The organism is Lysinibacillus sp. YS11, from assembly GCF_002896375.1.
GTDB lineage: Bacteria > Bacillota > Bacilli > Bacillales_A > Planococcaceae > Lysinibacillus > Lysinibacillus capsici.
This window is the reverse complement of sequence record NZ_CP026007.1, coordinates 2,955,628-2,979,312: the sequence shown is the minus strand read 5'-3', so window position 1 is coordinate 2,979,312 and position 23,685 is coordinate 2,955,628. Positions and strand designations below refer to the sequence as shown.

Below are 23,685 nucleotides of genomic sequence, written 5' to 3'. Positions count from 1 at the left end.
AATACAGCTAGACCTTAGGCTCCATATTCATTCATCCTCTTCATGATAGCGAAGCATTCGGTAGCCTACCCGTACATGTGTCTGAATAAGTTTGGGCTGTGCTGGATTAACTTCTATTTTTTTTCGAAGTGTAGCCATAAAAACTCGTAAACTTGGAACATCTGATTGAAGAGCATTTTGCCAGATTTCCTTTAAAATATAATTATGTGTTAGAACTTTCCCAACATTTTTGGATAAAACAATTAAAAGTTTATATTCAATCGGCGTCACATGTATTTCTTTTCCATTTACAAATACTGTATGATCAACATAATTAATTTGAAGATAACCATTTGTGAAAATGGGATTCTCTTTTTCAAGTGGTTGTTCATAGGCCATTCTTCTTAAGGCAACCCGAATTCTTGCTAATAATTCTTCCACACTAAATGGCTTTGTTACATAATCATCTGCACCTGCATCCAAAGCATTAATTTTATCATGTTCTTCTCCACGAGCACTTACGACAATAATTGGTGTTTGATTCCAACTTCTAATTTTAGTGATTAGTTCTACGCCATCTATGTCTGGTAGACCTAAATCTAAAATAAAAACGTCAGGTTTTATGGTAAGAGCCTTTTGAAGAGCACTATTACCATCACGTGCAATGTCGAATTCATAATGGTTTGTCGCTAATGTCATTTTAATTAAATTGGCAATTGCTACATCGTCCTCAACTACTAGAATTCTTTTACTCATCAAATTTCATTACTCCTTTTTTCAGCGAAAAGTTAAAAATCGTTCCTTGCGGTTTATTATCTGAAACGTTTATGCTGCTACCATGTAATTTTAAAATTGTTTGACAGAGTGCTAAGCCTAAACCAAGACCACGTCTACTATCACTGCGTTGTACTTTTCCAGTTGTAAATGGTTCAAACAAGCTACTTTTTAAAGCGTCATCGATTCCAGGCCCATTATCAGAAATACTAAAACTTACGAATCCATCTGATTCTTTCACTATGATCGTAATGGCACTACCTGGTGGGGTGTAAGTCAATGCATTATCGATAATATTAATGAAAACTTGTATGATGAGTCGAGCATCCATTAAAGCAAATAAAAACTCAGGTTTAATTTCATAAGATATTTTATGTGTATTGTTTTGAGGAATAACATGGGAAAGTGCCTCTTGAATAATATCTTCTACTAGTTCAATTTGCATTTCTAACGCAAATTGCCCATCCTCTAACTTAGATACAGCTAGTAAATTTTCAACCATTTGTACAAGCCATTTTGAATTTTTATAAATATCTTCATATAATTTATTTTTTTCAATCTCTGGTATTAATGGTGCATTGTTGAGTAAGATATCTGCATTTCCAGAGATAGCAGTGAGTGGTGTCCTAAGGTCATGAGAGATTGCACGTAAAAGGTTAGCTCGCATCTGTTCCATTTCAGCTTCTCGCGCTACTTCCTCATTAAGTTTCTGTAAATACCATTTATCCAAAGCGAATGAAAAATCATTAATAATGGCGTGCAAAATATTGCGCTCAAATGCAGGCAATGGGGAAACTTTAGATAGGGCAATACCTATAACACCCTTCACATCTCCATTAGAAATAACAGGTATATAATAAGCGTTCACTTCAGGAAAGATGTCTGTAGATACACCTGCTACATGCCTATTATTTGTAACCCAACTAACAACACCACATTCATTTGGATTATCGAAAAGTACAGCTATTTTTTGATTTTCACTACTAGACATTGTTTCAGTACGAAAGAAAGATGATTTCTCAATTACCTGGTTATTTATTTCGAAAAATTGTACAGGCTTTTCTACTAATTTAACAATTTGAGACATGCCTTCAACTATTATTTCTTCAATAGACTTAGCATGTTGAAGCCTACGATTTGTTTCAAGGAGCACCTCCATTCGATAAGATTTACGAATGGCTATAATGGTTTGCTCCTTTATCTTCTTTGTTAAGCTACTCGTAATTACGCCAGAGATAAACATGATAAAAAATGTCATTGGATAGTCACGATGATAAGCATCAAATGAAAATCGAGGCTCTGTAAAAAAGTAATTAAAAAGTAAGACAGCAATAATGGAGTTAATAATACTCATCATCGATCCAGTTGACCAAATAGCAAGGATGAGGACCCCTAAAATGTAAATTGTAATGATGTTTGACTCGCTTATACCAATTGTATATAGATATAAGCCGACAATTGATATGAAGCAAAATACGATAAACATTTTGAACAAATCAAGCCATTCAAATGATAATTTATTACTTATACTAGGAAAATAAAATGGTTCATTTTCTTGATCTGGTACTATGTGTAGGGCTAAGTTCGGAACAAATTCATTCAGGCGGTCACTTATTTTTGTACTTGGTCGCCACCATTTTTTCCTCATACTTGTTCGTCCGATAACAAGTTTCGTGACCCCACTAATTTGAGCATAATTAGCAAGGGCTGCTGCTACGTCGTCTTCTTGAACGATGACGACATGGCCGCCAAGCTGTTCCACAAGTTTAATGTGTTGTTGTAATCGTTCTGAATTTGCACTACTTCCTTCTTGCTCCTGCAGGTTTTGCACATAAAGAGCAGTAAATTTACCGTGTAATGCTTGTGCAAGTCTTGCAGTGGTTCTAATAACTTTTGCATTTGTAGGAGAACTACTGATACCAATTAGTAGGTGTTCTTCAATTTGTACAGGGTGTTTGACAGATTCATGGTTGTTTATTTGTTTATAGTTGATTGTATCCGCTGCTCTACGTAATGCGATTTCTCGTAATGATACTAAATTTTGTTTACGGAAAAAAGAATGCAGTGCTTTTTCCGCTTGTTGTTTTGCATAAACTTTACCTTCTTGTAGGCGTTGTATTAGTTCATCTGGTTCAATGTCTACAACTTTTATTTGAGATGCTTGATCAATTAAGTAATCAGGGATACGCTCTCGTACTTTAATGTCAGTAATTTCTTCTACTAAGTCATGAAGACTTTCAATATGTTGAATATTTACAGTTGTATAAACATGAATCCCCTTTGACAGTAGTTCTTCAACATCTCCAAAACGCTTCTTGTGCCGCATTGTTGGTACATTGGAATGTGCCAATTCATCGATAAGAACAATTTCTGGTTTGCGCTGCAATACGGCATCAATATCTAATTCATAAAAAGCTTTTCCTCTATAGGTTATTTTTTTCGTCGGAATTTGCTCAAGCCCTTCTAGTAAAGCTAACGTATCTGGACGAGGATGTGGTTCTACATAGCCAACCACCACATCTTTACCTAATTTTTGAGCTTGATGTGCTGCATCTAACATTGCGTAAGTTTTACCTACTCCAGCAGCATAACCGAGAAAGATTTTTAAATTCCCTAAAATTTGTTGCTCCTGTTGAAGTCTTGCTAAAAACATCTCAGGAGTTGGACGTGTATTTTCCATCCTCGTTCACCTCATTTGTATTATAGCGTTAACTCCCATTAAGAAAGTATAAAGATTTTGCCTCTTTATGCTTTCTTAATAGAAGAGTAGATTTCCTAACACTACATTAATTTGAAAGTCAGTATGATGAGAACAACCTAAATGAAGGAGGGGTATTTTATTGATGGACTTTTATATGGTTGTATTGTTACTGATAAGCTTCGGAAGTCTTTTGTCATTAACTACATGGTGCTTCAAACTAGTGGATGAGCAATAAGGAGGAGATAGGAATGTGGATTTTTATCGGGATTGTACTTGTATTCTTGTTTGGTTATCTAGGGCATGCATTACTTTGTCCTGAAAATTATTAAAGGCTGTTAGGAGGTAATGCACTATGTGGCAAATAGCCATAGTATTAATTATTTATTTACCGCTCGTTATCTTAACTGGGCATTATCTATATCGGGTAACATTACATCAAAAAACATGGCTTGATCCTATTTTAGACAAAGTTGATGCAGTAATTTATAAATTGTGTGGCATTAAACAAGTAGATATGAATGGTAAAGAATATGTACTTTCATTAATACTTTCAAATGCAATTATGGTTTTTATTGGATATTTTTTGTTGCGCATTCAATCATTCCTATTTTTAAATCCAAATAATATTAGCAATATGGAAGCTACACTTTCATTTAACACAATCATTTCTTTTATAACCAACACAAATCTTCAACATTATAGCGGTGAATCTGGACTCAGTTATTTATCACAGATGCTAGTTATTATCTTCATGATGTTTACATCTGCAGCTACTGGTTATGCAGCTTGTATGGCGTTCTGTCGTCGCCTTGTTGCGAAAACAGATACTATTGGGAATTTCTTTATTGATTTTGTTCGTGTTATTACGCGTATTTTAATGCCTATCTCCATCGTTGTTGCCATTATTTTAGTATCTCAAGGGACACCACAAACCTTAAGTGCAAATAAAACAGTACAAACGATCGAAGGAAAATTACAAGATATTGCACTTGGACCTGTTGCTTCTCTAGAATCGATTAAGCATATAGGTACGAATGGTGGGGGCTTTAACGGAGCCAATTCAACAACACCTTTTGAAAATCCAACCGTTCTCTCAAATATAGTGGAGATGTTATCGATGATGCTTTTGCCGGGCGCTTGTGTAGTTGCCTTTAGTTTGATGATTGCTTATAGAAAAAAGAAAACTATTTTTGGAAAACAAGGTTTAGCTATTTTTGCAGCAATGAGTATATTGTTTCTACTCGGATTAGTGACTGTGTACATAGCAGAGAAGGCTGGTAATCCAATTATAAGTGAACTCGGTATAACACAGGAGCTAGGGAGCATGGAAGGAAAAGAAATGCGTTTTGGAGTAGTACAATCAGCATTATTTACCACTGTCACTACTGCGTTTACAACAGGATCTGTTAACAATATGCACGATACATTGACGCCTCTTGGGGGTCTAGTACCGATGTTTAATATGATGCTAAATGTTGTGTTTGGTGGTAAAGGGGTCGGCCTGATGAACATGATGATGTATGTTCTACTAACAATTTTTATTGCCTGTTTAATGATTGGGCGATCTCCTCAGTTTTTAGGTAAAAAGATTGAAGAGAAAGAAATGAAATTAATTGCTCTATGCATTTTGATTCATCCGGCTATTATTTTGCTATTTTCAGCACTAGCAGTTGTAACACCAACAGGAATAGCAGGCATAACGAATCCAGGTGCTCACGGATTATCACAGGTTTTATATGAATTTGCTTCAGCCTCTGCCAACAACGGCTCAGGGTTCGAAGGGTTAGCAGATAATTCCACATTTTGGAACGTGACAACAGGACTTGCAATGTTCTTTGGACGATATTTAACCATTATCATTCAACTTGCGATTGCGTCACTACTTGCCAAAAAATTTTGGCACAGTGATTCAATAGGAACATTAAAAACGGATAATACTACTTTTACTTTTTTACTAGTGGCTATCGTTTTAATGATTGGTGCCCTAACATTTTTACCAGCTTTAGCACTTGGTCCAATTACAGAGCATTTACAACTTTATTCTTAATGGGGGAGTGAGCATATGGAAACAGTAAGAAAGAGTTTTTTGACAAGTAAGATGCTGAAAAATGCAATGATAGACGCTTTAAAAAAGTTTAGTCCCACTTATATGCTAAAAAATCCTGTTATGTTTGTTGTAGAAGTAGGATTTTTGTTTGTGGTGCTATTAGTTCTTTTCCCAAATATGTTTGGGAGTGTAGTAGAAGAACATGCTCGATTATACAATGGAATAGTTGCTATCCTACTTTTTGTTACAATTCTATTTGCTAATTTTGCAGAGTCAATTGCAGAAGGAAGAGGTAAAGCACAAGTTCAAACTTTAAAAAAAACAAAGACAGTGACACAGGCTCGTGTGTTGCTTCATGATGGTACGGAAATCCTTAAACAGGCCAATGACCTAAAAAAAGGAGATATTGTATTAGTTCAAGCTGGAGAGGTAATTCCAAATGATGGGGAAGTCATTGATGGCATTGCTACTGTGGATGAATCGGCAATAACAGGTGAATCTGCCCCTGTTGTAAAAGAACGAGGTGGAGATTTTTCATCCGTTACGGGTGGTACGACGGTTACGAGTGATTGGTTGATGATTGAAATTACTTCATTGCCTGGCGAATCATTTCTGGATAAAATGATTACGCTAATTGAAGGGGCTAGCCGTAAAAAAACACCAAATGAAATAGCCCTTAATACACTTCTAGTAAGTTTAACAATTATCTTTCTGTTAGTGGTAGTGTCCCTCTATCCAATGACTATGTATTTGAATGTGCCAATTTCTATCGCAACATTAATAGCACTTACAGTTTGTTTAATTCCTACAACGATTGGTGGATTATTATCCGCAATTGGTATTGCAGGTATGGATAGGGTAACACAATTTAACGTCATCGCAATGTCTGGGAGAGCGGTGGAAGCCTGTGGAGATGTGGATACATTAATCTTAGATAAGACTGGCACGATAACATATGGCAATCGAATGGCAGCTGAGTTTCTACCAGTAAAAGGAGTTGCCAGGGAAGAGTTAATGCAAGCTGCATGGCTTAGTTCTCTAACAGATGATACACCTGAGGGAAAATCTATCTTATCGCTTGCTTGCGAATTAGGGGTGAATACGGACGGTGAAAAAAGCATTATCCAGACAAGTAAACATATTCCCTTTACTGCACAAACACGAATGAGTGGCTTGGATAGGGTGGATGGCACAAAAATTCGAAAAGGTGCCTATGATACGATAAAAAGAGAGAGTTTGAAGGCAGGGTACAGTATTCCTTCAAATCTAGAGTTGCTGGTTCAACAAGTATCTACAGTAGGGGGGACGCCTCTGGTCGTAGCACTGAATGATAAAATTTTAGGCGTTATTTATCTAAAGGATATTGTCAAGGCTGGACTAAAGGAACGTTTTGAACAGCTTCGTGAAATGGGGATTAAAACCATTATGTGTACAGGAGATAATCCACTTACAGCAGCAGCGATTGCAAAGGAAGCTGGAGTAGATAGCTTTATCGCAGAAAGCAAACCTGAGGACAAGATTCAAGTCATTAAGGATGAACAGGCACAAGGGAAGGTAGTAGCGATGACTGGTGATGGTACAAATGATGCACCAGCGTTAGCGCAGGCCAATGTTGGGCTTGCAATGAATTCAGGTACAAATGCAGCAAAAGAAGCAGCTAATATGGTTGATTTAGATTCAAATCCAACTAAAATTATTGAAATTGTAGAGATAGGGAAGCAGCTTCTGATGACACGTGGCGCTTTAACAACATTTAGTATCGCTAACGATATAGCAAAATATTTTGCCATCATACCTGCTATGTTGATGGTGGCTGTACCTGAGATGAGCGCATTAAACATAATGAAACTTAATTCTTCAACAAGTGCGATTATTTCTGCCTTAATTTTTAATGCAGTCATTATTCCCTTGTTAATTCCAATTGCAATAAAGGGAGTAACGTATAAACCAATGAGTGCTACAAAACTTTTGAATAAAAATTTATTAGTCTATGGTATAGGTGGTATTATAGCTCCTTTTATTGGGATTAAGTTAATTGACATACTAGTTGGTCCACTATGCCGTAGTTTTGGGCTATAGGAGGAAGGTACATGCGAAAACTATTTATGAACTTAAAGCAAGCAATTCTTATTACAATAACAATGTTTATACTGTGTGGGCTAATCTACCCTTTTGCGGTGACTGCTTTAGCTCAAGGATTACTCCATCATCAAGCAAATGGTAGTTTACTAGAAATCAATGGTAAAGCTGTTGGTTCAAAACTGATCGGTCAATCCTTTTCAGCACCATCATATTTCTGGGGACGTGTTTCAGCCATTCATTATAATGTTTATACTGAGGATGATACGGTACCAGACAAAAATGGTCAGTTAAATTATAGTGGTGTGACTTCTGGAACTTTTAACTATGCACCATCTAATCCAGAATTGAAGAAGCGAATTGAAGCAGATATCAAGAAGTTTCTACATGCAAACCCAACAGTAAAACGCCAAGATATACCTGCAGATTTAATGACAGCTTCTGGCTCAGGGCTGGATCCACATATTAGTGTGAAGGCTGCAAACATTCAAGTGAAGCGCATTGCCCTAGCAAGCGGTCTTTCAGAAGAAGAGATTGAAAAAATCATTGAAGAAAATACGGAGAAACGAACACTAGGAATCTTTGGAGAAAATAAAGTGAACGTTCTAATGGCGAATTTAACTATCATGAAAAAAATGGATAATAGACAAGAATAATAACTATAAAATCAGGTAGAGAAATGCTTTATTCTCTACCTGAACGTATTTTATGCTTGAGAATTTACAAGAATTTTAATATGATTACGTTCCTTCATTAATGCCTCAAAGCCTTCTGTTACCACTTCATCAAGAGCAATTCGTTTCGTAACAAGCTTGTCTGCAGGGAAGTAACCTTGGGTCATCAGCTCCATTACGGCTGGGAAAATATCGCGGTAGGCAATAATTCCTTTGACTGTTCGCTCTGATAGAACGATATTGTTCGGTTGGATAGCAGCTGTAGACTCCCAAATCGACACGATGATTGTTTCACCTTCAAAAGTTGTTGAGTCAATAGCTTGTTGTAATACCACAGGAACGCCCGTTACTTCAAAGGCAACATCTACACCACCATTTGTTAATTCATGTAGACGCGCAACGGCATCTTCCTCTTTAGGATTAATGACGGCTGTTGCACCAAGTTCTAAAGCTTTTGCGGCACGCTCTGCTGAAAGCTCTACAGCATAGATTTCTGATGCGCCCGCTGCACGTAATGCTTCAATGACAAGTAGCCCGATTGGTCCTGTTCCAAAGACGGCAGCTTTGTCACCGGCTTTTAATTTACTTTGACGCACAGCATGTAAAGCGACTGCTGCTGGTTCAACAAGTGCTCCTTGCTCATAAGAAAGCCCTTCTGGCATTTTGTGAACCATTTTTTCATCTACCATTGTATATTCGGAGAATCCACCGCCACCGCCTGAAAGACCGTGAAAACCTAAATGTTTACAAATATTATATTTACCTTTTTTACAGGCAGCACATTCGCCACATGCAAGGATTGGTTCTACTACTACAGGATCACCGATTTTAACAGATGTAACACCATCGCCAATTTCAACTACTTCACCTGAAAATTCATGTCCCATTACAATAGGTGCGATGTCTTTACTTACATAGTGAGGTTGCTCCACTGGAATAAAGATTGGCCCAGCTGCGTATTCATGTAAATCACTGCCACAAATTCCTGTCCAATGTACTTTGATTTTTACTTTTCCAGGTGCGATGACTGGTTCTTCAATGTTTTCTACACGGATGTCTTTTGCTTTATACCATCTTGCTGCTTTCATAATCTACCAACCTCCCATAATATCTTACAGCTCTATCATAACATGTGGGGAATCTGCTAATCATTAGTTCCCTATAAATTGACATAAAAATTACATATTACAAGCGTTTTCGAACATTGTTACAGCGCTTTTATGATTGCATATTCTGCGTATTTCAAGTACCTTTGATAAGGGCTTTGTTACGGTGATAATAAAACATTAAAAATATGTTTATGCTAGTAAGAAATAGGACGTAAATATACCTTAAAGTTCGAATCATGGTACAATGAAAAAGATGTTAGGAGGAACGAATGATGTCAAAATATACTGATTATAATTTTCAGCCATTTTTGCAGGACGCCATTGCAAATCTTGGCTTTACAGAACCGACACCAATTCAAAAAGAAATTATTCCGCTTTTATTAAAAGGGAAAAGTGCTATTGGACAGGCACATACAGGAACAGGGAAAACACATAGTTTTTTAATTCCAATTGTTCAACGTATTGATGTAGAAAAACAGGAAGTACAGGCCGTTATTACTTCTCCTACACGAGAGTTAGCACAGCAAATTTTTGATGCATTAAATCAATTAATAGAAGGAACAGCTATTCAAGCAAAACTATTTATTGGGGGTACGGACAAACAACGCTCCATTGATAAATTAAAAACACAGCCACAAATTGTTGTTGGAACACCAGGACGTATTCGTGACCTTGTTTCAGCACAAGCGTTATTTGTGCATACAGCACCAATTTTAGTTGTCGATGAAGCGGATCTAGCTTTTGATATGGGCTTCATTGAAGAGATTGATGGCTTTGCTTCACAGATGCCCGAAAAGCTTGAAATGTATGTTTTCTCTGCAACAATACCAGAAAAACTTCAGCCATTTTTAAAGAAATATATGGAAGCGCCAGTGCATGTCCATATGAATGATAAACGACCAGTGGCAGAAGGTATCGATTTTGTACTTGTACCAGTGCGCTCAAAATCGCGTAATAAACGTTTATTAGAAGTCATTGAGGGCATTAATCCCTTTTTAGCTGTTATCTTTACCAACACACGTAAGACAGCAGAACACGTTGCTGGCTATTTAAATGAGCATGGTATCCGTTGTGGCCAAATTCACGGTGATTTAAGTCCACGTGATCGTAAAAAAATGATGAAGCAAATCCGTGATCTTGACTACCAATACATTGTAGCAACTGACTTAGCTGCTCGTGGTATTGATATCCAAGGCATTTCTCATGTTATTAACTACGAGATTCCAGAAGACTTAGAATTCTTTATTCACCGCGTTGGTCGAACAGCGCGTGCAGGCAATAAAGGGACAGCCATTACTTTATTTGAGCCATCAGATGAGGATGCAGTAGTTCGCGTAGAAAAAATGGGCATTCCTTTTGTACAAAAAGATGTAAAAGATGGCGAATGGTCAGAGTTAAAAGAGCGTCATGCCCGTAAAAATCGTGTGAAGCAAGAGAATGAAATTGATGTGAAAGCAAAAGCGTTGGTACGTAAGCCTAAAAAGGTAAAACCTGGCTATAAACGTAATATGAAATGGGAAATGGAAAAAATTAAAAAACGTGAACGTCGCTTAAAGGCACGCGGTAAAAAATAAGGGGGCTTTTACATGTTACTTGGCTCACATGTTTCGATGAGCGGGAAAGAAATGCTACTTGGCTCTAGTAAAGAGGCACTGTCATACGGAGCCAATACATTTATGATTTATACTGGAGCACCGCAAAATACACGTCGCAAAGCCATTGCTGACTTAAACATTATGAATGGACTCCTGCATATGAAAGAGCATGGGATGACCAATATTGTTGTACATGCACCTTACATTATTAATATTGGCAATACGGAAAAACCAGAAACATTCCGTCTCGGTGTAGATTTTCTACAATCGGAAATTGAACGTACTGCTGCACTGGAGGCAACGCAAATTGTTTTACACCCTGGTGCCCATGTAGGAGCTGGTGCTGATGCTGGTATTGCTAAAATTATTGAAGGTTTGAATGAGGTATTATCTCAGGACTATCCCGTTCAAATTGCATTAGAAACCATGGCAGGGAAGGGGACAGAATGTGGACGTTCCTTTGAAGAACTTGCTAAAATTATTGATGGTGTAACGAATAACGAGCGACTTTCTATATGCTTTGATACCTGTCATACACATGATGCTGGCTATAATATCGTGGAAGATTTTGATGGTGTATTAAACGAATTTGATAAAATTATAGGCGTGGAACGCATTAAAGTATTGCATATCAATGACTCCAAAAATGTGCGCGGTGCAGGTAAGGATCGTCACGAAAATATTGGCTTTGGTCATATTGGCTTTGATGCCCTTAACTATGTAGTACACCATCCACAATTAATGGATGTTCCTAAAATTTTAGAAACACCCTTTGTCCCTCTCAAGAGTGACGCTAAATCTAAGGTAGCTCCGTATAAAGTGGAAATCGATATGTTACGAAGCGGTACTTTTAAACCTGAGCATATTGAAGCTTTAAAAGGCTAACAGAAATAACCCGAAATCAGGCTAGTTCTGATTTCGGGCTTTTTTATTTTGTAAACAAGGCGATGAGTTGACGAGAGCGCTTTCTTCCTAAAACGGCCTCCACTTCAACAAGAATATCTTTAGGAATCCCTAAAAATAGCCAAGAAAATGAGAATTGCTCCAAATAAGGGCGAAGTTTTTTTACTTCAGAAGTCGTAATGCTAAAGCCTTCTTCACGAGCAATCGCGACAATTTCCTTATCCGTGCTTTGTGCTAATTGCTGTAAAAATTGAATACTCAAAGTCAATCCTCCTTTATTTCATTAATTTTCACGAAATCATTTATACACTTGCAATCAGCATTTCGAAAAAGCATCCATCTTCTTTTCTTTACAAAAACTGCACTTTCCTTTATACTTACAATTTGTAAATCGTAATGATTTTGAATTAGAAAGAAGCGATCATGCATGAAAACAACACTTATTGACATTGAAAATGTGTCATTTCAATATGACTATACGCAAGTTTTAAACAACATTTCTTTTCGTGTAGAAGAGGGAGATTTTTTAGCACTTCTCGGCCCAAATGGTTCGGGAAAATCAACATTATTAAAAATTATTTTAGGTTTGCTGAAACCTTTATCCGGAGAAATAAAATTATTTGGTGAACCAAGTGCAAATTTTAAGCACCGTGAATGGATTGGCTATGTCTCGCAAAAATCCAATGCCTTTAATTCTGGCTTCCCGGCAACCGTGCAAGAGGTCGTGAAAAGTGGATTAACGAAAAAATTAGGGCTTTTTAAAAGACCTGGCCGAGATGCCAAAGACAAAGTTCAAGAAGCTTTAAAGGCAGTTGGCATGGATGCTTATATGAATCGCAACATTGGAGAACTATCTGGTGGACAACAACAACGTGTTTTTATTGCAAGAGCTTTAGTCAGTAATCCCAAATTGCTCATTTTAGATGAGCCAACTGTCGGCATTGATCACGAGAATGTGCAGTCATTTTATGATATGCTGGCGAAATTAAATCGGGAACAAGGAATTACGATGATTCTTGTCACACACGATGTCGATACGGTATCGAATCGCATCAGCCATGTGGCATGTTTGAATCAAACTATTCACTTCCACGGCTATAAAAATGAATTTGATAATATTTCTCAGGATGCGCTAGACGCTTGGTATGGCCATTCCGTGAGAAAGATTCATTAGAAGGAGCAGGCATATGATTGAAGCAATTTTACATTATGAATTTTTACAAAATGCCTTTTTCTCTGGATTATTAATTGGCATACTTGCGCCCCTACTGGGTGTGTTTATTGTTGTACGTAGGCTATCCTTGATTGCGGATGCTTTGTCGCATGTAACACTTGCAGGAATTGCTGGGAGCTTATACATTAGTCAATCAGTAACAGCCTTAGCAATGCTCAATCCTATTTATCTAGGAATACTAGCCTCTGTGAGTGGCTCTGTCTTGATTGAGCGTTTAAGACGTTTGTATAAGCACTATGAGGAGCTTGCCATTCCAATTATCATGTCAGGTGGTATTGGGATTAGCGCCATCTTTATTTCACTTGCCAGTGGTTTTAGCACAGATTTAATGAGTTATTTATTCGGCTCGGTTTCTGCTGTATCTCGTCAAGACTTATGGGTAGTGATTGGCATTGCTGCCATTGTGATTATCTTTTTGTTTTTATTTTTTAAAGAATTATTTGTTTTGTCTTTTGATGAGGAATATGCAAAAGCTAGTGGACTTCCGGCTCGTTGGGTTCATCTTTTATTTATGATTGTAACAGCACTTGTCATTGCGGCAAGTATGCGCATAGTTGGTATTTTACTTGTATCATCTCTGATGACATTGCCTGTTGCAGCAGCAATGCGCTTGGCAAAGGGCTTTAAACAAACCATCATTTTTGCCATTGTTTTTGGAGAAACAGCTGTACTAATTGGTCTAATTAGCGCATTTTATATGGATTTAGCGCCAGGAGGCACGATTGTTGTCACTTCTATTCTGATTTTGTTACTTGTAATCCTAGGGAAGAAAGTAGCGCTTAAAATGGCTGCAAAGCAGGGGGAGGTAGCGCAATGAATATTTCAAGAGCGTGGGAAATATTAAAGGAAAATGGCTATAAAAAAACAGATAAACGGGAGTTAATATTAGATATGTTTGCAGCAACAGATAAATATCTAACAGCCCGTGATTTATTGGATGTTTTAAAAAAAGATTTTCCGGGAATGAGTTTTGATACTATTTATCGTAACCTTGCTACTTTTGTGAAACTTGGGATATTAGAAGAAACAGAGCTATCCGGGGAACGTAATTTCCGTATGCACTGTGAATCTGCGCATCATCACCATCATTTTATCTGTATGGACTGTGGCAACGTCAAAGAGCTTAATCTTTGTCCAATGGAAATGTTAGGTGAAAAATTGCCTGATTATGAAATTGAAAATCATAAGTTTGAAATATATGGTAAATGCCCTGGTTGTAAGCATGACACTCTGTCACATTAAATGTTGACAGAGTTTTTTTCTATGTAAGAAGAGGGTGCCAATAGAAGGCTACCCTCTAAAAGGATTAAGCTACTGCCACTCGACGAATCGCAACAATTTTATTGCAATCTACGATTAAAGGAGAAGCAGCTGCTGCACCTGGCTCAAGGAAGTATGCACAGCAATTTCTTGGATCGAAGGAAATGAAAGTCACACCTAAGAAGCTAATACCTCCAGATAAGAAGATATCTAGTGTAGTAGCTAGCTCTAATTTTCTTAATTGGTGACAAATACAGCCTCTACAGTTGCTGCTCATTCTTGGTGTACATTTTTCTTCTTTTTTACAATGACATTTTTCCTCTTTTTGGCAATGACATTTTTCAACTTTACGTTGACAGCATTTTTCCTCTTTTTTAGGACATTTACAGCCTTGCCAGTTCATATGTGACATATATCTTTTATCTTCCATTGTCTAGACCTCCCTTCCTCTAGTTTCGTAAGGGTAACCCTTACAGTAATAATCTATGTTTGGTGCATAGCTAGAGGCTGGCGATATGTCCGATAGGCTGCTTAAAAATCTATATTTTTCTCAAAAACTTTTGCAATGTGTAAAGCCCTAAGCTGAGATATTGCTATAAACATCTAATCAAGCTAATGGTATGGGGATAGATTTCTTATTTCCTTCTACAAGCGCGAAAAAAAGATGAATCTTTACATTTCTGTAAAGATTCATCTTTTAAATAGAAGTTTATTGATGTTTTTGTTGGAAATCTACCATGAAATCTCTTAAAGCTTCACATGCCTCAAGGGGCACTGCATTATAAGTGGAAGCACGACAACCACCTACAGAACGATGTCCATTTAGCCCAACAAAACCTGCTGCCTTTGCCTCTACAAGGAATAATTTTTCCAGCTCCTCATCTGCAACACGGAATGTAATGTTCATTAAAGAACGGCTTTCTGGTGTGGCATGGCCTTTGTAGAAACCATTACTTTTGTCAATGGCATCATAAATGACTTTAGCCTTTAATTCATTATGTTTCTCAATTTCTGCTACGCCGCCTTTAGCTTCAACCCATTTTAACACCTCGCCTAGCATATAGATCCCAAATGTTGGAGGTGTATTATAAAGTGAATTACTATCAGCATGTGTTGTATACTTTAGCATCGTCGGAATATTTTTATTGGCTTTTTCAAGTAAATCTTTGCGAATAATTACGACCGTTACACCTGAAGGACCAAGGTTTTTTTGAGCACCAGCATAGATGATTCCGAACTTTTCAATATCAACTGGTTTTGATAGGATGTCACTTGACATATCTGCCACTAATGGAACATTTCCTGTATCAGGGTAGTTTTTCCATTGCGTACCATATATCGTATTATTGGATGTGATGTGAACATATGCATCATCTTCATTGAATTGAATATCTTCTAAAGCAGGAATATTGCGGTATTGGTTTTCTTTTGTGCTTGCAGCTTCAACAGGTGTCCCAAATAATTTAGCTTCCTTAAAAGCTTTCTCAGACCATGAGCCTGATAATACATAGCTAGCTTTTTGCTCAGTTGTTAAGAAGTTCATAGGCACCATTGTAAACTGAAGGCTTGCTCCACCCTGTAAGAATAGTACCTCATAGTTTTCAGGAATAGCATAAAGTTTTTTTAATAAAGTAATGGCTTCGTTATGTACTTCATCAAAAATGGCACTACGGTGACTCATTTCCATAATGGACATACCTGAATCACGGAAGTTTACTAATTGCTGTTGAGCATTTTCTAATACTTCTTGTGGTAGAGCAGATGGACCTGCGTTGAAATTGTATGCACGTTGTGTCAAAGTGGTACACTCCTTGTTTGGTTAATAACAGAACTTTACTGGATTATAACCTAATTTTCAAGAGAAAAAATAAAATTCTTAATATTTGAGCAGAATGGAGACAGACTCGCAACAAAATGTACACATTTAAGCAGGTATTTTTCATTAAAAACGAACAAATAGAAAGTTATTTTTGAAATTAAGTGATATTTTCCGTATATTAAATATTTTTTATTACCATAAAAACGATAATGTTCGTGTTTTAATTTACAAGTATTTCCTTATTGGGAGTGTGAAACCTACAGGCTAAAGCAAAACCATTAAAATCGATTGTTAGAGAAAACTCCTTATTACTTTACGAGAGATAAGCAGGTTTTTGTATAGTATTATAAAGAAAAGAAAAAGAGGTGTTCAGGATGTTTACAGTAGAGAAAGCTTGTTTAGTAGTTGTAGATGTGCAAGGAAAGTTAGCAACAATTGTAGATGACAGTGAAATGGTAATTGAAAATGTGGCAAAGCTCGTACAAGCAATGCAGGCACTGGAAGTACCTATTTTATGGCTAGAACAAAATCCAAGTCGTTTAGGCGGAACGGCTCTTGAGATTGCTCAGCATTTAGAAGGGCAACCGATTCCTAAAATTGCCTTTAGTGCGTGCCAAGAAGAGGCATTTGTAGAGGCTATGAAGGAAAATGGACGTACTCAATTCATTGTGACAGGTATTGAAACACATATTTGTGTGTACCAATCGGCGAGACACCTGAAAGAACAAGGATTTGAAGTAGAGGTTGTTGTAGATGCAGTATCTTCTCGAACAAAGGCAAATAAAGAAATTGGGCTTACAAAGATGCATGCGCTTGGTATTTACCCAACTAGCACCGAAATGATCTTGTATGAACTACTACAACGTGCAGATCATGAACATTTTAAAACCATTTTGAAGCTTGTTAAATAACGCAAATTAAAATTGAAACAATTGGTATGTTTATTCCATTCATTGTAATAACAATTTTGCTTTCAAGAGAAATATATACAAAGAAATTGGGTTAGATTGAATAAATGTAGATGTCTAATGGGTCTATAGACACTTATTGGGCATCTTTTTTATTTTAGGGCTAGATTATGTGTGACATTACTCATATAAAAACTTAGCCATTCCATTTGTTGTATACTATAATTAAAAATCGGGAATTCGTTATGGGTAAATAACTTTTAATTAGGATGATGACTATGAAAAAACAGTCATTTGTATGGGAGAAATGGAACAGCTAATATGGCTTGCCAAGCAATCCTCAAAAATCCCTCACACATCTGAGCAGCTTATCTCACAAGGGTTTTTACCTGAGGCAATTGGCCAATATGTGTTCATAACGAAAAATTTCTGGCAGCTTAAAGAGCCTTTATTATGGATTCATTCATTAGAAAATGCCTCTGTAAAAGGTAACTTTTATGCTCACTTGAAAGAGACGAATTCACAGACAGAAGCTGCGATTGAAACAAAAGAAGGGCAATTTGTTGTAGCCATAAATCAAAATGCTGATAAGGAAGACGGGAAAGTAGCTAAAAAAGGTGAAATATCCTATGTTTTAATTGCAGAATTTGTTGGGCTCATCCTTGTCATTGCAGTTATCCTGTATATCATCCTTCGTAAACGAAAGAAAAATCAACTGAAACAATAAAAGCAAAGTCGCGAATGTGCGACTTTGCTTTTTTATGCAGGCATGTCCGTTGGTGTTGGTTTTGCATAGCCCTCTTTATACGTGTCATCAATGAACTGACGAATTTCTTTTAAGCTCTTGCCTTCTTTGTGCAGTTGTGCTGATTGGACAGCAATCTCTAAGCACACTAAACAACGCGTCCCATGATCATCCCAAACAATCGAACCATCCTCACGTTTTTCCTGAATAAAGCAATTTAAATTACTTTTATGGCCAGCAGATTCCCCACAGCCGCAATAGCATGGCATCCATTCGAGAATCTCTGTTGATTGTCCAGCGATTTGATAGACTAAGCGTATATTTTCTTGCTTGCCCTCTAAAAAGGTTGGTAGGACGTCAGCAGAAGCTGTTTCTTCTTGGATATCACCAGATGCCTCTGCATGGTCATGACCTTCATGTGAAGCGTCATTTGCTTTAGGAGTGGTTTCAGCACTGTTTTTATTTTCTCCACAAGCACTTAATAACAGTAACGCCAATACAACAAAAATAGTAATCGATTTCTTCAAAAATAGCGCCTCCTACATGTTTACAATACTTCCATTATAACATCGTTTTCATAAACATTTACAGACGTCTCGTTGAAAATCAGTGAAATATATCTAATCCACGTGTTTTGTTCATGAAATGTTCCATTTTCTCGCTCAATAATTTTTTTAAGAAGAATCCGAACAGGATAAAAATGAACCAGAAACCTAATAGGAAGATGAGGTCCATCCAGACTGTTGACCAAATAATTCCGCCGACAGCTTCACGCATCATTTCAATCGCATACGTAAATGGTAAAAAAGGGTTGATTATTTGGAAGAACCTCGGCAATAACTCGACTGGATAGGTTCCACCAGAGCCTGCAATTTGTAACACAAGCATCACAATCGCTAATGCTTTTCCTACATTACCGAAGACGGATACGAGTGTATAGACAACCGTTACAAATACGAGACTAATAAAAAGTCCAAATAAGATAAAGTAGGCAGGTGCTTGAATGGAGCCGTCTACTAAGAAAATATCTCCAATGGTAATAATGAGAGTTTGAATAAACGAGAAAGTTGCAAATGTTAAGAGTCGACCAAAGTAAATTTCTCGAATACTATAAGATGTATCTCCATGGAGATTCACAGACAATAATGAAATTAACAGTAAACAGCCTACCCAAATAGATAGTACTGTGTAAAACGGTGTCATGGCTGTTCCATAGTTCGCAATAGGGAATACGCGATGTTCCTTTAATTTAATAGGCTCCTCAAAGAAATCACGTTCGGCGTTGACATCATTTTTTAGTAATTGCACAATCTCTGCTAGATCCGCTTCTTCTTCTAAAGTTCGTAGCTTATTCGCTAATTCTTTGATTTTAGCACTTAAAGTTGGAAATTCAGTTTGTATTTTTTGAATAGCTTGATTTGCTGTTCCTAGCGTGTTTTTGGCCTGTGTCAATTTATCTGTTGCCTGAGGTATGAATTGTTTAACATTTGTGAGCATGGTAGAAGCGTTAGTTAAAGTTTGTTTCGCACTGGTAAGGGTAGATCGAATTTGTGGCTCTAGACTTTCGTTATAGTAGGATAAGAATTTTTGTAAATTAGCTGTAGCATTTTGTGCGATTTGCTGAATAGCTGTAATGTCTTGCTTGATAACATCTTTATCAATTGGCTTTAATTGATCCACTTTATTTAGTAAATCGTCTTGTAGAGTCTGTAATTGTTGTAATGAGTTAAGCGCATTTGACGTAGAATCAATGAAGTTTGGTGGATGTTCCAAAGCTTCGCGAATGGCTGTAAGCTGTTCGATGATTGGTTGATTCGCTTCTGCATTACTTTCCTGTAAAGAACCAATAATGGTTGTTAAAGAGTCTTCTAATTGCTTACGAGTAGAAGCATCTGCCTGAATTAATTTTTGCAGTGCCTCAAGTGTTTGAATACTCTTGTTTATGTTGTCTTTAGAAGTTGACAATTGATTTTTAAGTGCCTCTTTTGTTTGCGTAATGGAGGCAGGGTCAAAATTTATACGATTGAGCTTATTGATGATTTCTGTAAAATGTTGGGCAATATTTTGAACAGTTGCGACATCCTTTTTGATGATAGGGGATAGTTCATTAAATAAAGCATCTGCTTCATTCACTAAATGTAAACCCCTTTGAATGGTAGTTAAACCATCTGTCGTTAGTTGTTCCACCTGTGGAACTTGTGTCAGCGCCTGATTAAGTAATTGGTTTGCCTCCTTTCCTTGAGTAGAGGCTTGCGTTAAAAATGAATTAATATCAGGTAAATGCTGTTCGATAGTAAAAACATAATTTTCGAATTTGCGGAAATCAGGGATGTCACGTTCCATTTCAATTCCAATTGTATTAAAAATAGAAAAAAGTGTCCCATTGACGGTGGATACAAATTCATTCGAAACCTGCTGTGTAAGTACGCTCGCTCCTTTACTTGTAATTTTAGGGGCAATAGGATTCTTTTTTTCATTTACATAATAATCAATATGGGCCTTCGTTGGTTGGTCGGTTAAAATAGAGGTTAGTTTTTGCGAAAAATCATTTGGAATGATTATGACTGCAAAGTAATCACCATTTTTTAATTGTTCTTTAGCTTTTTTCTCTGTTTCGAGCTTCCAAGTAAAGCTTTTATTCGTACGTAAAGTCTCAATTACTTCATTCCCGACATTAATTGCTTCATCTCTTACTGTGGTTCCCGTATCTTCATTGACAATCGCGATTTTCATATTAGAGGTGTGGGCGTAAGGGTCCATGGAGGCATAAATATTTAGCCAGGCATAAAGTGATGGAAGAAAAATTAGTCCACCTATAATGACAGCTACGACCCAGTTTGTGACAATATTACGGATATCTTTTGTATAAATTTGAAAAACATGCTGGAACGAGTTTTTCATCATGATCACCCCACATTCAAATTTTCATGAACTCTCACTATGTATGTTCCCAAATATACTTGAAATTATGTTATAAATGTGAAATATCTTCATTTAAAGGCGAATTAGTTTACTAGGTTTTCAAAACAATTTATAATCAATCGCGAATGCACTAAAACTAGGGCTTTTAGTGTAAAAAAGGAGGTCACTACTTTAGTGAAAAAATTATTAATTATTGGTTCAGTGATTGTTGTTTTATTTGCAGCAATTATTGTGCTTACCAACGTCTCAAATCAAAGTAAGTTAGAAATCGCAAAAAAACTTTATGGCGATAAAGAGCTTAAACAAGAAACAATCGATCAAGTAGATGACAAAAACTATCAAAACATTATGTTGCCAGACAAGTTAGAGGAAAAAATAAAAGCTGGTGAGCCTGTCAATGCTTATTTCTTCAGCCCGATTTGTATACACTGTCAAGCTTTCACGCCAGTGTTAATGCCAATTGCAGAAGAGCTAGGTGTTGATATTGCACAATTAAATGTCTATGAATACGATGATCTAACAGACAAGTATAATATTGAAGCAACACCAACATTTATTCGTTTCGAAGATGGTAAAGAAGTAAATCGCTTTGTAGGAGCTCTTAAAGAAGAAGATTTACGAACGTTCTTAAATACGGTTAAATAAATAGAAAAGGAAGAGACTGTATCATAATTATTTAGATACGGTCTCTTTTGTTTTTGTAGTGTATACTAAAAATACTGAATAGTTGTACACTGGAGGAATGATGAATGTCAATGGATGATTATTTTTATAATGGTGAACTAATGAAATGCTACGAATTAGCGAAGCAGGTAACAAACGAAGCGGACAAAGCACTAGCACAAAAGTATATTCGACTATTAGAAGAATATGAATATGATCGTTATCCAAAGCCAAATGGTCATCTCGAAGTACAGCATGTGGAACGCGCTGATGAAAGCTATCCAGAATCAGATCTAGTTGCAGATATACGGTCAATAAAAGATGAAGAGTCATTTGCGAAGCGTATTCAGCAATTGGAGGAAGTCGCAAAAACTGGAACACCCGCAGACAAGGCGCAATCTTTTTTTACACAGGGGGAGCTGTTCCTATTCGCACATCAATACAATGAGAGTGTTCACTGCTTTCAGCAAGCAGTAAAGCAAAATCCGAATAAGGCTGTCTACTGGGGGATCACAGGGCAGACGATGCATCGTTTTGGTTGGATGCCATTTGATGCGCTCGGTTATTTAGAACAAGCGATACAGCTAGATCCAACAAATCCTCGTTGGAAATGGAATAGAGCCCTCGTACTTATTCAATTGGCAAAAGATTTGCAAATGGCTCCATTTATGGCGAATGCAGCACTGACATTGGAGGATGCGCTAGCTTCTTGTGGCGAACAACAGCGATCATTGAAAGAGGCCATTCAAAATACAATAAATAATATGGATAGCTATGTTTTCTCCTAAGATTCTGGGATGTCTCCAACGGATATGGAGACATCCTTTTCACTGAGAAATCAAGTGAGCGGGGTTCGTTGCCATATTTCACAATCATGGTATGATAAGAAAGAAAATGATTTGTAGATATAAAGGACGGATTTTTTATGGCACAAGAAGCGGCAAATAAGTTTATAGAAAACGTATGTAATCATTTAGTTCGCAATATGAATATTACAAAAGTGGAAGAGCATTTTAAAGAAACAATTACTATGCAGCGACAATCAGCCGCAACATCTATGGACTTTTGGGACATGTTGATGATTAATATGCTTTATTTTACTGAGAATGAACAGGCTTGGGAGCAGGAATTTCTAAATATGCTTCAAGCTAAGGAGTGGCTAAAGCCATCAGCTCTTGAAGAGGAATTATTAATGCATCAGATGCGAATTCGTCAACAAGTGGCAGAGCAATTGGATGCTGCAAAGAATTTATTCCATAAGCAATATGAGACAGAAGGCATGACAGAGGAAGCGATTATTTATGACTATGCCTATAGCTCTGCTGGACATTCCATGCGTATGGATTTATTAACCGTGCTTGTATCCACGCCAGAGCAATCAAAAATACTCTTTGATGCAGATCCACAAGAAACGATACGAATTGTCAATGGCTATATTGCCTACCATACAGATGGATTAATTAATAAAACAAAATTACACTAATTTTGTTACAAAGCTTCACGCGAAAGGAATTTGATTAAATGAATACACCATTTACTTTTAACCATACACAACCAACAAATATGGACCCTACGAAGAAGTACCCTGCTATTTTTTTGCTTCATGGCATGGGCAGCAATGAAGATGATTTACCACAATTAGTGCAGGATTTTCAAGAGCAATGTCATATATTTAGCTTACGAGGGCCAATTACGCAACATCCCGGCTATGCTTTTTTTACCATTCAAGAGGTGGGGCAACCGGATCGTGCAATCTTCGATAAAGTGTTGATTGCATTGCAACGATTTATATTAGAGGCCATCGAAGAATATCAAATCGATCCTCATAAAGTATTTGTTTTAGGCTTTAGCCAAGGTGCGGTTTTAGCACAATCACTTGCCTTTGTGATGGGGAATTTAGTGACGGGTATTGTTGCATTAAGTGGCTATACGCCAAAGTTTGTGACGGAGGAATACGCTATTCGTTCTGTAGAACATTTACATGCTTTTATTTCGCACGGTGATTATGATTATGTAATACCTTCTCAATGGGGAATGGAAAGCAAGGAGATCTTTGAACAATTTGGTGCCAAAGTGACATTTAAACAATACCCAGATGGACATGGTGTAACACCTGATAATCTACGTGATCTAGTGGCATTTTTAGCGCAGCAACTTCAGGAAGAAATTCAATAAAAGGAAATCCGAGGCAAAAATTTGTCTCGGTTTTTTTGGCTATCGTAATATAACCTATTCTCAAATTATTTTTCTCCAATAGTGTTTGGAAGAATCGA

At 37.0% G+C, this 23,685-nt stretch carries 22 protein-coding genes; 14 read left to right on the top strand and 8 right to left on the bottom strand.

The genetic code is table 11. The annotated features are described in order from the left end of the window. Nucleotides 1-27: 27 nt before the first annotated feature. Entirely contained in the window at nt 28-735 is a 708-nt protein-coding gene (locus LBYS11_RS14790; RefSeq protein WP_004227221.1) for a response regulator transcription factor, read from the bottom strand. Then, nucleotides 728-3,433, bottom strand: coding sequence for a sensor histidine kinase (locus tag LBYS11_RS14785; protein WP_103118449.1), 2,706 nt, complete (start codon nt 3,431-3,433; stop codon nt 728-730). Before LBYS11_RS14785 ends, LBYS11_RS14790 begins: the two co-directional genes overlap by 8 nt. A gap of 373 nt (nt 3,434-3,806) precedes the next feature. On the opposite strand from LBYS11_RS14785, the gene kdpA reads away from it, so the two are divergent. From kdpA to kdpC, 3 genes are read left to right on the top strand one after another with little or no spacing between them, the layout of a single operon-like run. Continuing rightward, nucleotides 3,807-5,501, top strand: coding sequence for a potassium-transporting ATPase subunit KdpA (gene kdpA / locus LBYS11_RS14780; RefSeq protein ID WP_103118448.1), 1,695 nt, complete (start codon nt 3,807-3,809; stop codon nt 5,499-5,501). 15 nt (nt 5,502-5,516) lie between these two features. Next, nucleotides 5,517-7,580 carry a potassium-transporting ATPase subunit KdpB gene (kdpB, locus tag LBYS11_RS14775; RefSeq protein ID WP_103118447.1) on the top strand — a complete coding sequence of 688 codons (2,064 nt, stop codon included), beginning with the start codon at nt 5,517-5,519 and terminating at the stop codon, nt 7,578-7,580. Nucleotides 7,581-7,591: 11 nt separating this feature from the next. After that, nucleotides 7,592-8,236, top strand: a complete 645-nt coding sequence (gene kdpC, locus LBYS11_RS14770) for a potassium-transporting ATPase subunit KdpC (protein WP_103118446.1) — start codon at nt 7,592-7,594, stop codon at nt 8,234-8,236. A gap of 50 nt (nt 8,237-8,286) precedes the next feature. Here the strand turns inward: kdpC and LBYS11_RS14765 are convergent, their stop codons facing one another. Beyond that, nucleotides 8,287-9,342 carry a 2,3-butanediol dehydrogenase gene (locus LBYS11_RS14765; protein WP_048392215.1) on the bottom strand — a complete coding sequence of 352 codons (1,056 nt, stop codon included), beginning with the start codon at nt 9,340-9,342 and terminating at the stop codon, nt 8,287-8,289. Between the two features lie 293 nt (nt 9,343-9,635). On the opposite strand from LBYS11_RS14765, the gene LBYS11_RS14760 reads away from it, so the two are divergent. After that, entirely contained in the window at nt 9,636-10,937 is a 1,302-nt protein-coding gene (locus LBYS11_RS14760; protein WP_048392216.1) for a DEAD/DEAH box helicase, read from the top strand. Nucleotides 10,938-10,949: 12 nt separating this feature from the next. Then, nucleotides 10,950-11,843, top strand: a complete 894-nt coding sequence (locus tag LBYS11_RS14755; protein WP_048392217.1) for a deoxyribonuclease IV — start codon at nt 10,950-10,952, stop codon at nt 11,841-11,843. Between the two features lie 43 nt (nt 11,844-11,886). Here the strand turns inward: LBYS11_RS14755 and LBYS11_RS14750 are convergent, their stop codons facing one another. Beyond that, complete coding sequence (locus tag LBYS11_RS14750) at nt 11,887-12,123, bottom strand: Nif11 family protein (RefSeq protein ID WP_004227236.1); 237 nt, start codon at nt 12,121-12,123, stop codon at nt 11,887-11,889. 165 nt (nt 12,124-12,288) lie between these two features. Here LBYS11_RS14750 and LBYS11_RS14745 point away from each other — a divergent pair, with 165 nt between their 5' ends. From LBYS11_RS14745 to LBYS11_RS14735, 3 genes are read left to right on the top strand one after another with little or no spacing between them, the layout of a single operon-like run. Then, entirely contained in the window at nt 12,289-13,035 is a 747-nt protein-coding gene (locus LBYS11_RS14745; protein ID WP_103118445.1) for a metal ABC transporter ATP-binding protein, read from the top strand. A gap of 13 nt (nt 13,036-13,048) precedes the next feature. Next, nucleotides 13,049-13,912, top strand: coding sequence for a metal ABC transporter permease (locus tag LBYS11_RS14740; RefSeq protein ID WP_048392219.1), 864 nt, complete (start codon nt 13,049-13,051; stop codon nt 13,910-13,912). After that, nucleotides 13,909-14,337 (top strand): Fur family transcriptional regulator, encoded by a 429-nt coding sequence (locus LBYS11_RS14735; protein ID WP_103118444.1) that lies wholly within the window; start codon nt 13,909-13,911, stop codon nt 14,335-14,337. Before LBYS11_RS14740 ends, LBYS11_RS14735 begins: the two co-directional genes overlap by 4 nt. Before the next feature lie 64 nt (nt 14,338-14,401). On the opposite strand, the gene LBYS11_RS14730 is transcribed toward LBYS11_RS14735, so the two are convergent. Continuing rightward, nucleotides 14,402-14,785, bottom strand: a complete 384-nt coding sequence (locus LBYS11_RS14730; protein WP_048392221.1) for a hypothetical protein — start codon at nt 14,783-14,785, stop codon at nt 14,402-14,404. A 279-nt stretch (nt 14,786-15,064) separates the two neighbouring features. After that, a complete protein-coding gene (gene serC / locus LBYS11_RS14725; protein WP_103118443.1) occupies nt 15,065-16,153 on the bottom strand; it encodes a 3-phosphoserine/phosphohydroxythreonine transaminase in 1,089 nt (362 codons plus the stop codon). A 395-nt stretch (nt 16,154-16,548) separates the two neighbouring features. Between serC and LBYS11_RS14720 the strand changes: the two genes are divergently transcribed. Beyond that, nucleotides 16,549-17,085 (top strand): hydrolase, encoded by a 537-nt coding sequence (locus tag LBYS11_RS14720; protein WP_103118442.1) that lies wholly within the window; start codon nt 16,549-16,551, stop codon nt 17,083-17,085. Between the two features lie 304 nt (nt 17,086-17,389). Further along, the gene (locus LBYS11_RS14715; protein WP_233732086.1) at nt 17,390-17,809 is read left to right on the top strand and encodes a hypothetical protein; all 420 of its coding nucleotides are present in this window, start codon (nt 17,390-17,392) and stop codon (nt 17,807-17,809) included. A 32-nt stretch (nt 17,810-17,841) separates the two neighbouring features. Here the strand turns inward: LBYS11_RS14715 and LBYS11_RS14710 are convergent, their stop codons facing one another. Beyond that, entirely contained in the window at nt 17,842-18,354 is a 513-nt protein-coding gene (locus LBYS11_RS14710) for a PCYCGC motif-containing (lipo)protein (RefSeq protein ID WP_016993502.1), read from the bottom strand. Between the two features lie 79 nt (nt 18,355-18,433). Then, nucleotides 18,434-20,728 carry a YhgE/Pip domain-containing protein gene (locus tag LBYS11_RS14705; RefSeq protein ID WP_103118440.1) on the bottom strand — a complete coding sequence of 765 codons (2,295 nt, stop codon included), beginning with the start codon at nt 20,726-20,728 and terminating at the stop codon, nt 18,434-18,436. Between the two features lie 195 nt (nt 20,729-20,923). Here LBYS11_RS14705 and LBYS11_RS14700 point away from each other — a divergent pair, with 195 nt between their 5' ends. From LBYS11_RS14700 to LBYS11_RS14685, 4 genes are all read left to right on the top strand, one after another. Continuing rightward, a complete protein-coding gene (locus LBYS11_RS14700; RefSeq protein ID WP_066036434.1) occupies nt 20,924-21,394 on the top strand; it encodes a thioredoxin family protein in 471 nt (156 codons plus the stop codon). Nucleotides 21,395-21,498: 104 nt separating this feature from the next. After that, a complete protein-coding gene (locus tag LBYS11_RS14695) occupies nt 21,499-22,200 on the top strand; it encodes a tetratricopeptide repeat protein (protein WP_103118439.1) in 702 nt (233 codons plus the stop codon). A gap of 137 nt (nt 22,201-22,337) precedes the next feature. Further along, on the top strand, nt 22,338-22,895 hold the full coding sequence (locus LBYS11_RS14690; protein ID WP_066036433.1) for a hypothetical protein: 558 nt from the start codon (nt 22,338-22,340) through the stop codon (nt 22,893-22,895). A gap of 38 nt (nt 22,896-22,933) precedes the next feature. Further along, nucleotides 22,934-23,587: an alpha/beta hydrolase gene (locus tag LBYS11_RS14685; protein WP_103118438.1), complete on the top strand. Its 654-nt coding sequence runs from the start codon at nt 22,934-22,936 to the stop codon at nt 23,585-23,587. Nucleotides 23,588-23,685 lie beyond the last annotated feature (98 nt).